The following is a 15,951-nucleotide window of genomic DNA, read 5'->3' as shown; positions in this document are numbered from 1 at the left end:
TTTGTCAAAGGCAATAGGAAAATCTGGAATTATTAATTATAGATACCAATATGACTATCGAAATTCTGAAAGTGAACTTGAATTTTAAAATTATGAAGAGTCAAGCAAATACAACTAGGAGCTGTTCCATTAAGGGTTTAATGGTAATTGCAGCTTTATTGTTGTCTACTATCTCTATAGCCCAAACAACCGTAACATTAGAAGACCAATGTAATTGTGAAGTACTACAGGGCACTGATGTATCCGCACCGGGAGCTACCACTCCAATTGGGGCCGACTTAGGTGATTTATATGTAAATACTACAACGGGTACTATCTATTTCTGGGATGGGGATTCATGGGAATTAACAACAGCAGCAAATACAGACAATCAGCAACTTCAAAATTTCAGTTTTGACACAACTACCAACGAATTAACGTTAACCCTTGAAAACGGTGGAACGGTATCGGCTGATTTAAGCACTTTGCAGGATGTTTTTACAGACACCAATACTACTAATTTCAGATTTGAGGTTGTTGGGGCGAATTTAGTAATTACGGACTCGGACAATAATATAGTTAGTGTTCCTTTGGCGGATATTGCTGCACAGGTAAATACCGATAATCAACTTTTAGAAAATTTCCAAGTCAATGGTGCAAATTTAGAAATTGGTATCTCCAATGGTAATACAGTTAGTATTCCATTGAATACTATAAGTAGCGATGATCAGACTTTAGCTGAGGTTTTAACGGAAGGAGCCGATGCGGCCGGTACGGTAATCACGGGACTCGGAACACCCGTTGCGGGAACCGATGCCGTGACAAAGGACTATGTGGACGCCCTTGCGGACGACGATGTGAGCGCCGCCGTTCTCGACGCGCCGACGAACGTACTGACGATCAGCGAGGGGACGACCGACGTAACGGTGGACCTGAGCGACCTGGACGACTCCGCCGGAGTGGCCGCCAACGCAGCCGATATCGCCACGAACACTACGGACATTGCGACCAACGCCGCGGACATCGTGAACAATTCCAACGACATCGCCACGAATGCCACGGACATTGCTGACCACATCGCCAACGACAACGATACCGATGACCAGAACGAGATACAGGACTTGGCCAACGTACTCGGTGAGGGCGCCGATGCGGCCGGTACGGTAATCACGGGACTCGGAACACCCGTTGCGGGAACCGATGCCGTGAACAAGGCGTATGTTGACGCCCTTGCGGACGACGACGTGAGCGCCGCCGTTCTCGACGCACCGACGAACGTACTGACCATCAGTGAAGGGACGACCGACGTAACGGTGGACCTGAGCGACCTGGACGATTCCGCCGGGGTTGCCGCCAACGCAGCCGATATCGCCACGAACACTACGGACATTGCGACCAACGCCGCGGACATCGTGAACAATTCGAACGATATCACCACCAACGCCACCAACATTGCGACCAATACAACGGACATAGCGACGAACGCCGTTGACATCGTGAACAATTCCAACGATATTACGACCAATGCTGCGGACATCGTGAACAATTCCAACGACATCGCCACGAACACTACGGACATTGCGACCAACACTACGGACATAGCGACGAATGCTACGGACATTGCTGACCATATCGCCAACGACAACGATACCGATGACCAGAATGAGTTACAGGATCTGGAAGAGGTAGTGCTTCGGGACCCAAGTGCTGGCGGGAACGTAATCACGAACCTGGGCGCGCCGACCAATCCTAACGATGCCGTGAACAAGGCGTATGTGGACGCCCTTGCGGACGACGACGTGAGCGCCGCCGTTCTCGACGCGCCATCTAACGTGCTGACAATCAGTGAAGGAACGACCGACGTATCGGTGGACCTGAGCGACCTGGACGACTCCGCCGGAGTGGCCGCCAACGCAGCCGATATCGCCACGAACACTACGAACATCGCTACGAATACAACGGACATCGCGACCAACGCAGCGGATATCGTGAACAATTCCAACGATATCACCACGAACGCCAACAGTATTGCGACCAATACAACGGACATCGCCACGAATACCGCTGACATCGTAACCAATGCCAACGATATTACGACCAATACTTCGAACATTGCCACGAACACTACGGACATAGCGACCAACGCAGCGGATATCGTGAACAATTCCAACGATATCACCACGAACGCCACCAACATTGCGACCAATACAACGGACATCGCCACGAATGCCACGGACATTGCGACCAACACTACGGACATAGCGACGAATGCTACGGATATTGCTGACCATATCGCCAACGACAACGATACCGATGACCAGAACGAGATACAGGACTTGGCCAACGTACTCGGTGAGGGCGCCGATGCAGCTGGTACGGTAATCACGGGACTAGGAACACCCGTTGCGGGAACCGATGCCGTGACAAAGGACTACGTGGACGCCCTTGCGGACGACGACGTGAGCGCCGCCGTTCTCGACGCACCGACGAACGTACTGACGATCAGCGAGGGGACGACCGACGTAACGGTGGACCTGAGCGACCTGGACGATTCCGCCGGAGTTGCCGCCAACACAGCCGATATCGCCACGAACACTACGGACATTGCGACCAACGCCGCGGACATCGTGAACAATTCCAGCGACATCGCCACGAACACTACGGACATAGTGACGAACGCCACTAACATTGCGACCAACACAACGGACATCGCCACGAATGCCACGGACATTGCTGACCATATCGCCAACGACAACGATACCGACGACCAGAACGAGTTACAGGATCTGGAAGAGGTAGTACTTCGGGACCCAAGTGCCGGCGGGAACGTGATCACGAACCTGGGCGCGCCGATCGATCCTAACGATGCCGTGAACAAGGCGTATGTTGACGCCCTTGCGGACGACGACGTGAGCGCCGCCGTTCTCGACGCGCCATCTAACGTTTTGACAATCAGTGAAGGAACGACCGACGTAACGGTGGACCTGAGCGACCTGGACGACTCCGCCGGAGTTGCCGCCAACGCAGCCGACATCGCCACGAACGCCACCAACATTGCGACCAATACAACGGACATCGCGACCAACGCAGCGGATATCGTGAACAATTCCAACGACATCACCACGAACGCGAACAATATTGCGACCAATACAACGGACATCGCCACGAATTCCGCTGACATCGTAACCAATGCCAACGATATTACGACCAATGCTTCGAACATTGCCACGAACACTACGGACATAGCGACAAACGCTGCGGACATCGTGAACAATTCCAACGATATCACCACGAACGCCACCAACATTGCGATCAATACAACGGACATCGCCACGAATACCACGGACATCGCTGACCATATCGCCAACGACAACGATACCGACGACCAGAACGAGTTACAGGACTTGGGATTATCAGGTGATAATCTTTCCTTGAGTAACGACCCAACGCCTACGGTAATAGACTTATCTGATTATAGAGAGACTGTCACCGGAATTAACGATATAACGGTAACGGATGATGGTAACGGGAACTATACTGTCGACTACGTCGACGGGGATAAAGATTCAACCAATGAGCTCACGCTTAGGGGTACTGGAGGTCCCACGGGAGCACCTGCAGAAGGGACCACATATGTGGACACGGCAAGCGGACAATTATATGTATATGACTCAGGTGCTTGGATACCAGTTGGTGGTAGTGCCACACCTGGTGACGCTAGCGATACGAACGAACTTATTACTTTTTTCGGTATAAACGGAACCGATCTTCGTATCACGGAGGCGGGTACGGACTTCGATGTTCCCTTGAGTAGTATCGGAACCGACGAACAGGACATCAGTACGGACAATAGTCCGGGTAACATAACCATAGACAACGGTAGTACGCTGACCTTGAACGTGAATGATGCAGATTCGGATATAACAAATGAAATCAACACTAGATTTCAGGTGGTTGGTAGTGACTTGGAAATAGAAGATGATAACGGTATTTTGTCTGTACCTCTGGCTGATATTGCTGCTGGTGGTGCGGTGGGTCCCCAGGGTCCAATGGGTCCGCAAGGCCCGATAGGTCCACAAGGCCCCGATGGTAATCAAGGTCCACAAGGTCCCGACGGTAACCAAGGTCCTGACGGTAACCAAGGGCCACAAGGCCCGATAGGTCCACAAGGCCCCGACGGCAACCAAGGTCCTGACGGTAACCAAGGCCCGATAGGTCCGCAAGGACCCGACGGTAACCAAGGTCCCGACGGTAACCAAGGTCCCGATGGTAATCAAGGTCCACAAGGCCCGATAGGTCCACAAGGACCCGACGGTAACCAAGGTCCCGATGGTAATCAAGGTCCGATAGGTCCACAAGGACCCGATGGCAACCAAGGTCCTGACGGTAATCAAGGTCCGATAGGTCCACAAGGCCCCGATGGTAATCAAGGTCCACAAGGTCCAATAGGTCCGCAAGGCCCGATAGGTCCACAAGGCCCCGATGGTAATCAAGGTCCTGACGGTAACCAAGGGCCACAAGGCCCGATAGGTCCACAAGGACCCGACGGTAACCAAGGTCCCGATGGTAATCAAGGTCCGATAGGTCCACAAGGACCCGATGGCAACCAAGGCCCAGATGGTAACCAAGGTCCGATAGGTCCACAAGGACCCGATGGCAACCAAGGTCCTGACGGTAATCAAGGTCCGATAGGTCCACAAGGCCCCGATGGTAATCAAGGTCCACAAGGTCCAATAGGTCCGCAAGGCCCGATAGGTCCACAAGGCCCCGATGGTAATCAAGGTCCTGACGGTAACCAAGGGCCACAAGGCCCGATAGGTCCACAAGGCCCCGACGGCAACCAAGGCCCCGATGGTAATCAAGGTCCACAAGGCCCTATAGGTCCACAAGGACCCGACGGTAACCAAGGTCCCGATGGTAATCAAGGTCCACAAGGTCCCGACGGTAATCAAGGCCCCGATGGTAATCAAGGTCCACAAGGCCCAATAGGTCCACAAGGACCCGATGGCAACCAAGGTCCTGACGGTAACCAAGGTCCGATAGGTCCACAAGGACCCGATGGTAATCAAGGTCCACAAGGTCCCGACGGTAATCAAGGCCCCGATGGTAATCAAGGTCCACAAGGCCCAATAGGTCCACAAGGACCCGATGGCAACCAAGGTCCTGACGGTAACCAAGGTCCGATAGGTCCACAAGGACCCGATGGCAACCAAGGTCCTGACGGTAATCAAGGTCCGATAGGTCCACAAGGTCCAGATGGTAATCAAGGTCCTGACGGTAATCAAGGTCCACAAGGCCCGATAGGCCCGCAAGGCCTCGACGGCAACCAAGGTCCTGACGGTAACCAAGGACCCGACGGTAACCAAGGTCCACAAGGCCCCGATGGTAACCAAGGCCCCGATGGTAATCAAGGTCCAATAGGTCCGCAAGGTCCTGACGGAAATCAAGGTCCACAAGGCCCGATAGGTCCGCAAGGTCCTGACGGTAACCAAGGTCCTGACGGTAACCAAGGTCCTGACGGTAACCAAGGTCCAATAGGTCCGCAAGGTCCTGACGGTAATCAAGGTCCAATAGGTCCACAAGGCCCCGATGGTAACCAAGGTCCTGACGGTAATCAAGGTCCGATAGGTCCACAAGGACCCGATGGCAACCAAGGCCCGCAAGGCCCGATAGGTCCACAAGGTCCCGACGGTAATCAAGGCCCCGATGGTAATCAAGGTCCACAAGGCCCCGATGGTAACCAAGGTCCTGACGGTAATCAAGGTCCGATAGGTCCACAAGGTCCTGACGGCAACCAAGGTCCTGACGGTAATCAAGGTCCACAAGGCCCGATAGGTCCACAAGGTCCCGACGGTAATCAAGGCCCCGATGGTAATCAAGGTCCACAAGGTCCAATAGGTCCACAAGGACCCGATGGCAACCAAGGTCCTGACGGTAACCAAGGTCCGATAGGTCCACAAGGACCCGATGGCAACCAAGGTCCTGACGGTAATCAAGGTCCAATAGGTCCACAAGGCCCCGATGGTAACCAAGGTCCTGACGGTAATCAAGGTCCGATAGGTCCACAAGGTCCTGACGGCAACCAAGGTCCTGACGGTAATCAAGGTCCCGATGGTAATCAAGGTCCGATAGGTCCACAAGGTCCCGACGGTAACCCAGGTGCTGATGGTGCTGATGGTCCTCAAGCCTTGGTACTAACCTCTGCAGAAGCAGCAGGTGCCAACTGTGCTGATGGAGGTATACGAGTTGATACTGGGATAGATGATAATGATAACGGTATTTTGGAATCTATTGAAATAGATAATACGGAATATGTATGTAACGGAGCAGATGGCGCAACCGGCCCAGCGGGTCCTACAGGAGCTCAAGGTCCTCAAGGAAACGTTGGTCCACAAGGTCCAGCAGGTCCATCCGGTCCTACAGGGGCTACCGGTCCACAAGGACCAGCAGGAGATCCAGCTACAGATGATCAAACATTGGCAACAACAGGTGCGCCAGGTCAGATTTCAATAACTGGAGGTAACGCCATTACATTAAATGTAGACGATGCGGACTCCGTCATCGGTAACGAATCGGTGACGAACCTAAGCTTCGACGGTACTACCTTGACCTTGGAACAAGATGGAGCCCCAAATGAGACTGTTGATCTAAGCTCTGTAAATGCTGCTAATATCTATAATACAGATGGTACATTAACAGGTAATAGAGCTGTAACCCAAAACAATTTTGACCTGAACTTTGATGCCAATACTTTGGTAGTGAGTGGAGATGATAATAGGGTTGGTATCGGAACAGCAGCTCCATCCACGGATTTAGATGTCAACGGTAATGCAAGGGTAAGGACTCTTCCAGCTAGTGCGGATACCGATCAGTTGGTATCGGCCGATGCGAACGGAAATCTTAGAAAAGTTAACTCTTTAAAGGCTTCCAAAGTATTTTATCCGCCTTCTATAGCTATTGATGCCTCGGCGACAGGGACGTATTCCATCAATTTATATGATCAGTATATTGCTCAATTTGGTTCGCCAGTAGTTAGTAGTGCGGGGACTATTCCTACCTACTTGGTTTCAGAACTTGATTATCATGTCACGTATGCGGACCCGGACGTATTTGGTAATGGTACCACAGTTCAAAATATGTCGGTAAACGCAGCAGGAGTTCTTTCTTATGAAGTGTTCAACACACCTGCCGATTACAATACTTTGATTAACGTAGTATTCGTTGTAAAATAATCAACTAGAAAACGACCCAAATCGATTTGAAAAGAACCCTTTCATATAAAAAGCTATTCCTCAGTTGTGTTCTTACACTACTGGGAATAGTTGCATCCAACGCACAGTTTTTGCTTCAGGCTCCCAACAGTTCCGATGAAAACAATTATCGGTGGTACGAAGCCTCGGATACGAATACTGTTTTGGGTACGGATTTCTTTTATGAGGTTACCACTCCCGGTATTTATTTCGCTACGTATGACGGTACCTTATGTGGTTCTAATGCAACGGGTTATTTTATTGTAACGAATTGCAATGCTCCAGATAACCAAGTTACCCTGGATATTAGCTCCAATGTAACTTCTGGTGCTTCCGTTAGCTGGAGTCCGGCTGTATCTGGAGACCAACTGAGGCCTGTGGTCACATCAACCCAGACTGTGGTACGCTACACGGCCACGGTGACAAAAGTTGGTAACGCTGTAAGTCTTCCCAATTTTACCGTAGTATGTCTGCAACAAGCGGCAACCTTAGTAGATGACGTGGTCGTCACTGACGAGGATGTTTCCATAGTAGTGGATATTTATGATAATGATTCTGATTTACCAACAACAGGAACATTAACAAGAACGAACCCGACCAATGGAACGGTTTCTATAGATGACAATGCAACTCCAAATGACCCAACCGACGATGTAGTAACCTATATTCCAAACCCGGATTATAATGGAACGGATAGTTTTGATTATACCGTTTGTAACGATAGTGGTGCTTGTAGTACAGCAACGGTCTCTATGACCGTGCTCCCAATTTTGGACACTTTAGATGATTTTGCAACAACAGAACAGGATATTCCTGTTGTAATTGATGTGTTGGCCAATGATAATGATATACCAACTACGGGAACCCTAACCGCAACGAGTCCAACCTCAGGTTCTGTGAATCTTGATGACAACGGCACACCTAACGACCCTTCAGATGATACGATTACGTATACACCAAATCCAGGTTTTGATGGAACAGATACGTTTACCTATACGCTTTGCGATACTTTAGGGAATTGTGATACCGCAACAGTCACCGTTCTGGTAAATGCTCCGGGCTCCGATTTGGATAGTGATGACGATGGTATCGTAGATAGTTTTGAAGACTTAAACCTAGATGGAGATAATGATCCTTCAACGAACCCTACAGACTCCGATGGAGATGGGTTTGCGGATTATTTGGACATAGATAGCGACAACGACGGTATTCCAGATAATATTGAAGCACAGACTACCCAAGATTATCTACCACCAAGTGGCGTAGACGCCAATGGTAACGGATTGGATGACGCCTACGAGGCCAATGGTAATGTCGGTATATTCCCTGTGGATACAGATGGAGACAGTTTACCTGATTACCTAGACGAAGATAGTGACAACGATAATGTTCCGGATAATATTGAAGCACACGATCAGGACCATGATGGTATTCCCGACGTAGTTTTCATCGGCTCGGATAAAGATGACGATGGTCTTGATGATGGTTACGAAGGTGCAATTACGGTAGATATTGATGTAAACGACGAAATTGATGATCCTTTTGGACAGTTGCCTAATACAGATAGTGACAATGAATCCGATTACAGGGATACTGATGATGATGATGATGGAATTGAAACAATTGATGAGGATTTAGATTTGGATGGTGATTATGCCAATGATGACTCTGACGACGACGGCATTCCAAATTATCTGGATTCGGACTTAGGAGAACAAGCGGAGACTATTGAGGTGTTTAATGTGATAACTCCTAATGGCGATGGAGTCCATGATGTACTTCAGATCAGTGGTTTGGAGAACTATCCGAACAATACAATTAGAATTTATAACCGATGGGGTGTATCTGTATTCACCACAAGAGCTTATGATACCGAAGGAAACGTTTTTGACGGTACCTCTCAAGGCAGGATTACGGTTGATCAGGATAACAAACTGCCGGTTGGTACTTATTTCTATATCCTTGACTATGAAGAACCTAACGGAAACATGAAACAATTATCGGGTTACCTGTATATTAATAGATAAGAATATGTCCATATTTATAAAAATGATGAAAGGAAATACCTCTAGGAACTTGGGACTACTACTTGTAGTGCTTTGTACCGGGATATTTTCTTATGGACAGCAGGATGCCCAGTATACACAATACATGTATAATACGGTTAGTGTAAACCCAGGATACGCAGGTTCTAGGGGGCAAATTAGCATTGCAGCTCTACACCGTTCCCAATGGATAGGTTTGGACGGTGCACCCGTTACGCAAACTTTTAATATTCACTCGCCGATCGGGTACCGAGGGGTAGGTTTAGGTTTATCTGTAGTAAACGATAAGATTGGCCCTACTTCCGAAACTAATTTTGATGTTGACTTCTCCTATACTATCTGGACATCAACGGAAGGAAGGTTAAGTTTTGGACTCAAAGCCAGTGCAAACCTACTGGATGTCCGATTTTCGGAACTGAACCAATTTGCTCCCGACCAGACTTTACAACAGGATATAGACAATAGACTTTCGCCAAACATCGGCGCAGGAGTATATTACCATACAAATAATTTTTACGCAGGTCTTTCGGTTCCAAGATTTTTAGAAACCTCTCATTTTGAGGAATCTTCGCTATCCACAGCAAAGGAACAAATGAATTTTTATCTTATTACAGGATATGTTTGGGATGTTAATCCGTTTTTAAAATTTAAACCTACACTGCTCACAAAGGTGGTTCAGGGAGCACCGTTGCAAGTAGATTTATCCGCAAATTTCATGTTCAGCGAAAAATTCATCCTGGGTGCTGCCTACAGATGGGATGCTGCTTTCAGTGGAATGGCCGGATTTAACGTATCCAATAAATTTCTCATAGGTGTGGCATACGATCGTGAGATTACCGAGCTTGGTAACGCCGCATTTAACGATGGTTCTTTTGAAGTTATTTTGAGATACGACTTCATTTCTACCAAGGAAAACTTGAAGTCTCCACGATTCTTTTAGAGGTCCGATTAGGAACGTCTATTTTCATATCTATTTATTTTACTCCATGTTGTGCCTAGGCTTGTGCAAAGATGTTATTTTTGTATCATGAAGGAAGAGGAAGTTATTCTTGTGAACCAAAATGATGAGCAGATTGGTACCATGCCAAAAATGGAAGCTCATGAGAAAGCAAAACTACATAGAGCGTTTTCTGTATTCATCCTAAATGAGCATGGCGAAATGATGCTCCAACAAAGGGCATCAGAAAAGTACCATTCTCCATTACTATGGACCAACACCTGTTGTAGCCATCAAAGGGTGGGGGAGACCAACATTGAGGCAGGTAAAAGAAGGTTGAAAGAAGAAATGGGATTTAGTACCGACCTTAAGGAATTATTCTCATTCATTTACAAAGCTCCCTTTGATAACGGTTTAACAGAGCATGAACTTGATCATGTTATGTTAGGATATTATAATAATCCCCCGGATATCAACCCAGAAGAAGTTGGTGACTGGAAATGGATGTCACCAAATGCCGTAAAACAGGATATAGCAGAAAATCCAGCCAATTACACGGTATGGTTCAAAATTATATTTGAAAAATTCTATGAGCATTTGCTCTCTAATATAGATACTAGATGAAAGTAAAAATAAGCAGAAAGGCCCATTTTAATGCAGCCCACAGGTTATACAGGAAGGATTGGGACGATGCAAAAAATGACAGCGTATTTGGAAAGTGCAATAATCCTAATTTTCATGGTCATAATTATGAACTTATTGTAAGTGTAAATGGAGAAATTGATTCCGATACCGGCTTTGTAATGGATATGAAGGTGCTAAAGGATTTGATTAAAGATGAGATTGAAGATGCGTTGGATCACAAAAATTTGAACTTGGAAGTTCCCGAATTTAAGGAACTGAACCCGACTGCAGAAAATATTGCGGTAGTCATATGGAACAAATTACGTCCGCACATCGCTAAGGAAAATGAACTGGAAGTCGTTCTTTATGAAACACCACGTAATTTTGTAACCTACTCTGGATAATGGCTTTAAAAGTTGGTGATACCATTCCGGAATTTAGTTTACCCGACCAAAATGGCGATATATTTTCAATAAAAGACTTTTTGGGTAAAAAACCTTTTGTCCTCTTTTTCTATCCAAAAAATAATACGTCAGGTTGTACCAAGGAGGCCTGTGACTTCAGGGATAGCTATGAAAATTTTACATCAAAAGGAGTAGAGGTAATTGGTATAAGTGCAGATTCGGTAAAGAGCCATCAAAAGTTTAGGGAAAAGCACCGACTACCGTTTGTGTTATTGTCGGATGCTCGAAACGAGGTAAGAAAACTTTTTAAGGTGAAAAATAGTCTTTTGCTGCTCCCTGGAAGAGAGACTTACGTAGTTGATGATACCGGGAAGGTCATCATGGTTTTCAACAGTATTAGTGCTTCGGAGCATATGAAAAGAGCTTTAAAGGCAGTTTCAAATTAACGAATCATCCTATTAGAAAATAATCGATGAATATTTATCCCATAAAATTCAGACCAATTTTAAAAGAACGTCTCTGGGGCGGTACGAAGTTGAAAGAAGTGCTGGGTAAACCCATAGATAGTGATATCACCGGGGAGAGCTGGGAAATATCAACCGTAAAAGGGGATATTTCATCAGTCGCCAATGGAGTGTATGAAAACAAATCCTTGCAGGATTTGATAAATGAATATCCGGAGGAATTATTAGGAAAAAGCGTGGTGGACAGATTTGGAAGGGAATTTCCCATTCTAATTAAATTTATTGATGCAAAACAGGATTTATCCATTCAATTACATCCCAACGACGCCTTGGCCAAAGAACGACACAATTCTTTTGGAAAAACGGAAATGTGGTATATTATGGATGCTGATCCGGAGGCCGAACTTATTGTTGGGTTCAATAGAGATGTAACAAAAGATGAATATGCTGAAAGCCTTACAGAAAATCGATTACTGGATTTACTGAATTACGAAAAGGTTAAGGAAGGGGATACTTTTTTTATAAATACTGGCAAGATCCACGCTATTGGGGCAGGGGTTCTTTTGGCAGAAATTCAACAAACTTCGGACGTTACATATCGCGTTTTCGATTTTAATAGAAAGGATAAGGACGGCAATTTAAGGGAGCTTCATACGGAATTGGCTTTAGATGCCATAGACTATGAGAAGAAAGATGATTTTAAAGTAGATTATGCGGTCGGTAAGAACACCGCCAATGAGATGGTAGACTGCCCATATTTTAAGACTAACTTTCTTCATCTTACAAACAATCTAGAACAAGATATTACAAAGAGGGATTCCTTTACCATCTACATGTGTGTGGGCGGTAGTGCACGAATCCAGACTGGGGACGCGGAGGAGTCCATACAGAAAGGTGAAACAGTATTGATTCCGGCTACGACCAATAGTGTAAGAATCAACACTTCTAATGCGAAATTGTTGGAGGTCACTATTTAATTGGAATTTTAACTTTGACGGTCGTAAAGTTGTATTTTTGCGAAAAATAAAATTAAAATGGCAAGTATTAGAGATTTAAAAAAAGATATAAATTATGTCCTCGGGGATATCATTGAGGCTGTATATATTGTTGAGGAGGCTAATGGAAAACCAAACTCTAAAGAGGGAGCTAAGGTTATTGATGGTGCCATCGCTACTTTTGATGACTTAATTGCAAAGGTCAATAAGAGGGATGTTGAGAATAGGCAAAAACACTTAAAAGAAGTACGTGCCGAATTGGAGACCAGGGCAAAAAAATTGGTAGACGACCTCAATAAACTGAACTAGAATCAATAGTTTTAAGATATAAAGCATCCAAGGTTTGGATGCTTTTTTTATTCTTTATTTTTCAAATATTCTTGAAGTTCTCGCCCATATTTAGAGTCCGCCACCTCTGGGGATAACACACTAAAAATGGAATCAAGATACTTCCTATTGGCATCAGGCACTTCCTTCAGCGCAATGTAGGGAGCAATATAAGAATCACTATTATTAAGGGCAAAATTGATAGCATAGAGATAGCCCCTCTTCACATTGTTGTTCGTTACCTGCTCTATGGAATCTAGCTCTGATTGCTGTAAGGGGTTTTCATTTTGTACGGACATCTGCATGAGTTCCAAGCTTCTTTTGTTAATTCCAGACATGACCTTCCTATATTCCTTCAGTTTATCATGACTTTTGGAACCGGTAATTTTGGCATTGGTATCAAATGTATTCCAATTCGTTTGTACATTGATAATACCTGGTTCCCCAAAAAATGTTATTCGATCATTAATGTCGTTGTTATCTTTTTTGTCCAAGTATAAATAAAAGATTTCAGGGCTTTCTACCTCCGTTTTGAAAGTAAATTTGCCATCGCCATCAATTTCTAAAGAATCGATAGTAATCAATGCTGTGTCCCTTACATGTTGAAAATGTAGTGTACCTTTTTTAAGCCCTTTGATAGTCCCAGTTAGGGTCATTGTGTTTTCCGTGTCCCCACCACAGGAGCTAAGTAGAATTGAAATACTTAAAACAGCTAGTAATTTCTTCATAAAAATTAATTAAGGCGCAAATATCACTATTTTTTTGCGACTAATAATTCAAAATACCAGGGAATCCATCAAGAAATCAGTTGTATTAAACGGTAGATGCAACTTCCATTAGGTAAGCGCACAGCAATGCCCCCTGTACCAACTACATAGCCCAAAACTGCCAGAAGTACGCCTACCGAGGTCAACGATGGGTGGAACTCTGCCGCAACTACTGGTGCTGATGCAGCCCCTCCAACATTGGCCTGACTTCCCACCGCTAAGAAGAAATAGGGAGCTTTAATGAGTTTTGCCACGAGAATCAATAATCCGGCATGAATTGTAATCCAAATAAATCCGATGGCAATTAGCCCAGGGTTTTCCAATACTTTGCCTAAATCCATTTTCATGCCTATCGTTGCAACTAGGATGTAAATGAACATACCGCCAATTTTACTTGCTCCAGCACCCTCGTAACTCTTAGCCTTAGTAAAGGAAAGGGCAATACCTACCGCCGTAGCGATTACCACCATCCAAAAGAAAGCAGAGCCTAAAAACGACAGAAAGCTTTTTGTATCGCTTATCGCATCAAAGTTATTGGTAAGAAATTCACTTATATGGTCTCCGAAAAAATGCGCAAAACCGGTAGCTGCAAAAGCCAAACATAACATTATCATATAATCATTTAATGTGGGAACCCTAGTAATCCTTTCTGTGAATTCCGTAACCTTTATTTTTAAGGTTTCTATAGCGCTAGTATCCGCCTTTAACCATTTGTCAATCCGTTTTGTCTTACCGACACCCAAAAGTATAATGGCCATCCATACATTGGCAACAACGATATCAATGAGTACCATTCCACCATATTTTTCAGGATTATATTGGAAGATTTCTAACATGGCCGCTTGATTGGCTCCGCCGCCTATCCAACTTCCGGCTATGGTAGACAAGCCCCTCCAAATAGCATCGAAATCATTACCGCCCACCGTCTCAGGCGAAAAGATAGATACTATTAAAATGGCCAGTGGTCCACCGATAATTATCCCCGCACTCCCCGTTAAAAACATTATCAGTGCTTTGGATCCCAAATTGGCTATAGCCTTTAAGTCTATACTCAAGGTCATCAATACCAAAGCGGCGGGCAAAAGATATCTGCTTGCCATAAAGTATAAATTGGATGTTTCATCGGAAATAAGACCACTGCTGGCCAAAATTGCGGGTAACAGATAGCACATCAAAACCGCAGGTACAACGGAATAGAATTTTTTCCAAAAACCGGAGGTCAGGGAAGAGGTGTAAAAAATGAAACCTAAGGCAAGTGCCAAGAGCCCAAAGACAACGGTATCATTCGTTATCAATGGCTGTGCTATGGTGTTTTCCATACTTTAGTGAAAAGGTTGTGGTTTTTCAAATATACTCAAATAACAAGATGGTGTTTTATAAATTCTGCCACCCCGTTTTCCGTATTGCTTACGGTCACATAATCTGCTATTCTCTTCAATTCTGCCCTTGCATTGCCTACCGCCACTCCTATTCCACAATGGCTTAGCATTTCCAAATCATTGTAATTATCACCAAATGCAAGCACATCCGCCAGTGTTTCAGTTGGTTTAAGGAGTTGTTTTATGGCTGTAAGCTTGGAAACCGTTTTGGGAGCTATCTCGATTAAGGTATCATTGGAACGATAAATATTAATTGAACTTCCTAATTTCTCGTTCAGGATGGGAATGAGTATATCTGAACTTTCCTTAGTGCCCATGAGCATGATTTTATGGGCACCTAAATCTCTAGCTTGCCAATCTGTAATAGTTTCTGATGTAGGTCTAAAAATAGCCTTTGTTCGCGTATATTTTATTTCCTTTTCAACCCTTTCAGAGCTTTCAGGAACATACCATTCATCCTTATAATAGAGACCCAATGCTGTTTTCAGAGGTGCACAGTGGTTAGAAATCTCGTGAACGATATTTAGGGGAATAGTTGTAGAATGGACCTCCTTTTCATTATCTATTATAAGTGCACCATTATAACATATAATAGGTTGTTTTTCTATGTTCAACCTTTTTTGAAGGTAGCGCATACCGCTTGGCATTCTTGCGGAGACTAAAATAATTCGGACAGTGCGCTTAACTCGATTTAACTGTGCAATCGTAAACTCCGAGACATCACTTTTGGTGATGAGCAATGTGCCATCTAAATCTGAACATAAGAGTTTAGGCTTCATA

General features: G+C 45.3%; 10 protein-coding genes and 1 pseudogene. 8 read left to right on the top strand and 3 right to left on the bottom strand.

What is annotated here, in order from left to right; all coding sequences use genetic code 11:
- Positions 1-92: 92 nt before the first annotated feature.
- The 8 genes from N8A89_RS02370 to N8A89_RS02335 all read left to right on the top strand — a co-directional run bounded on the left by N8A89_RS02370 (position 93) and on the right by N8A89_RS02335 (position 13,007).
- Complete coding sequence (locus N8A89_RS02370; protein ID WP_281540815.1) at positions 93-7,211, top strand: DUF7151 family protein; 7,119 nt, start codon at positions 93-95, stop codon at positions 7,209-7,211.
- Between the two features lie 26 nt (positions 7,212-7,237).
- On the top strand, positions 7,238-9,256 hold the full coding sequence (locus N8A89_RS02365; protein WP_281540814.1) for a T9SS type B sorting domain-containing protein: 2,019 nt from the start codon (positions 7,238-7,240) through the stop codon (positions 9,254-9,256).
- Between the two features lie 4 nt (positions 9,257-9,260).
- Positions 9,261-10,214 carry a PorP/SprF family type IX secretion system membrane protein gene (locus tag N8A89_RS02360; RefSeq protein WP_281540813.1) on the top strand — a complete coding sequence of 318 codons (954 nt, stop codon included), beginning with the start codon at positions 9,261-9,263 and terminating at the stop codon, positions 10,212-10,214.
- An 87-nt stretch (positions 10,215-10,301) separates the two neighbouring features.
- The gene (idi, locus tag N8A89_RS02355; RefSeq protein WP_289644850.1) at positions 10,302-10,835 is read left to right on the top strand and encodes an isopentenyl-diphosphate Delta-isomerase; all 534 of its coding nucleotides are present in this window, start codon (positions 10,302-10,304) and stop codon (positions 10,833-10,835) included.
- The gene (locus tag N8A89_RS02350) at positions 10,832-11,239 is read left to right on the top strand and encodes a 6-pyruvoyl trahydropterin synthase family protein (protein WP_281540812.1); all 408 of its coding nucleotides are present in this window, start codon (positions 10,832-10,834) and stop codon (positions 11,237-11,239) included. Before idi ends, N8A89_RS02350 begins: the two co-directional genes overlap by 4 nt.
- On the top strand, positions 11,239-11,685 hold the full coding sequence (locus N8A89_RS02345) for a peroxiredoxin (RefSeq protein ID WP_281540811.1): 447 nt from the start codon (positions 11,239-11,241) through the stop codon (positions 11,683-11,685). Before N8A89_RS02350 ends, N8A89_RS02345 begins: the two co-directional genes overlap by 1 nt.
- 32 nt (positions 11,686-11,717) lie before the next feature.
- Positions 11,718-12,680, top strand: a complete 963-nt coding sequence (locus tag N8A89_RS02340) for a type I phosphomannose isomerase catalytic subunit (RefSeq protein WP_281543326.1) — start codon at positions 11,718-11,720, stop codon at positions 12,678-12,680.
- 57 nt (positions 12,681-12,737) lie between these two features.
- Positions 12,738-13,007, top strand: a complete 270-nt coding sequence (locus N8A89_RS02335; protein WP_281540810.1) for a hypothetical protein — start codon at positions 12,738-12,740, stop codon at positions 13,005-13,007.
- 47 nt (positions 13,008-13,054) lie between these two features.
- Here N8A89_RS02335 and N8A89_RS02330 read toward each other — a convergent pair whose 3' ends face one another.
- The 3 genes and pseudogenes from N8A89_RS02330 to N8A89_RS02320 all read right to left on the bottom strand — a co-directional run bounded on the left by N8A89_RS02330 (position 13,055) and on the right by N8A89_RS02320 (position 15,950).
- Positions 13,055-13,753: a DUF4369 domain-containing protein gene (locus N8A89_RS02330; RefSeq protein ID WP_281540809.1), complete on the bottom strand. Its 699-nt coding sequence runs from the start codon at positions 13,751-13,753 to the stop codon at positions 13,055-13,057.
- Positions 13,754-13,838: 85 nt separating this feature from the next.
- Positions 13,839-15,111: pseudogene (locus tag N8A89_RS02325) on the bottom strand (DUF819 family protein).
- Between the two features lie 35 nt (positions 15,112-15,146).
- Positions 15,147-15,950: a Cof-type HAD-IIB family hydrolase gene (locus tag N8A89_RS02320; protein WP_281540808.1), complete on the bottom strand. Its 804-nt coding sequence runs from the start codon at positions 15,948-15,950 to the stop codon at positions 15,147-15,149.
- Between the last annotated feature and the right edge of the window lies 1 nt (position 15,951).

Source organism: Maribacter aestuarii, from assembly GCF_027474845.2.
In the GTDB taxonomy this organism is placed as follows: Bacteria; Bacteroidota; Bacteroidia; order Flavobacteriales; family Flavobacteriaceae; genus Maribacter; species Maribacter aestuarii.
Note: the sequence above shows the minus strand (reverse complement) of the source record. Positions and strands in the feature narration are given on the sequence as shown.

Excerpts from the sequence above, each read along its gene's own strand:
- N8A89_RS02360 (WP_281540813.1), top strand. The coding sequence starts at position 9,261 with ATGTCCATATTTATAAAAATGATGAAAGGAAATACCTCTAGGAACTTG.
- N8A89_RS02335 (WP_281540810.1), top strand. The coding sequence starts at position 12,738 with ATGGCAAGTATTAGAGATTTAAAAAAAGATATAAATTATGTCCTCGGG.
- N8A89_RS02350 (WP_281540812.1), top strand. The coding sequence starts at position 10,832 with ATGAAAGTAAAAATAAGCAGAAAGGCCCATTTTAATGCAGCCCACAGG.
- idi (WP_289644850.1), top strand. The coding sequence starts at position 10,302 with ATGAAGGAAGAGGAAGTTATTCTTGTGAACCAAAATGATGAGCAGATT.
- N8A89_RS02370 (WP_281540815.1), top strand. The coding sequence starts at position 93 with ATGAAGAGTCAAGCAAATACAACTAGGAGCTGTTCCATTAAGGGTTTA.
- N8A89_RS02330 (WP_281540809.1), bottom strand. The coding sequence starts at position 13,753 with ATGAAGAAATTACTAGCTGTTTTAAGTATTTCAATTCTACTTAGCTCC.
- N8A89_RS02345 (WP_281540811.1), top strand. The coding sequence starts at position 11,239 with ATGGCTTTAAAAGTTGGTGATACCATTCCGGAATTTAGTTTACCCGAC.
- N8A89_RS02320 (WP_281540808.1), bottom strand. The coding sequence starts at position 15,950 with ATGAAGCCTAAACTCTTATGTTCAGATTTAGATGGCACATTGCTCATC.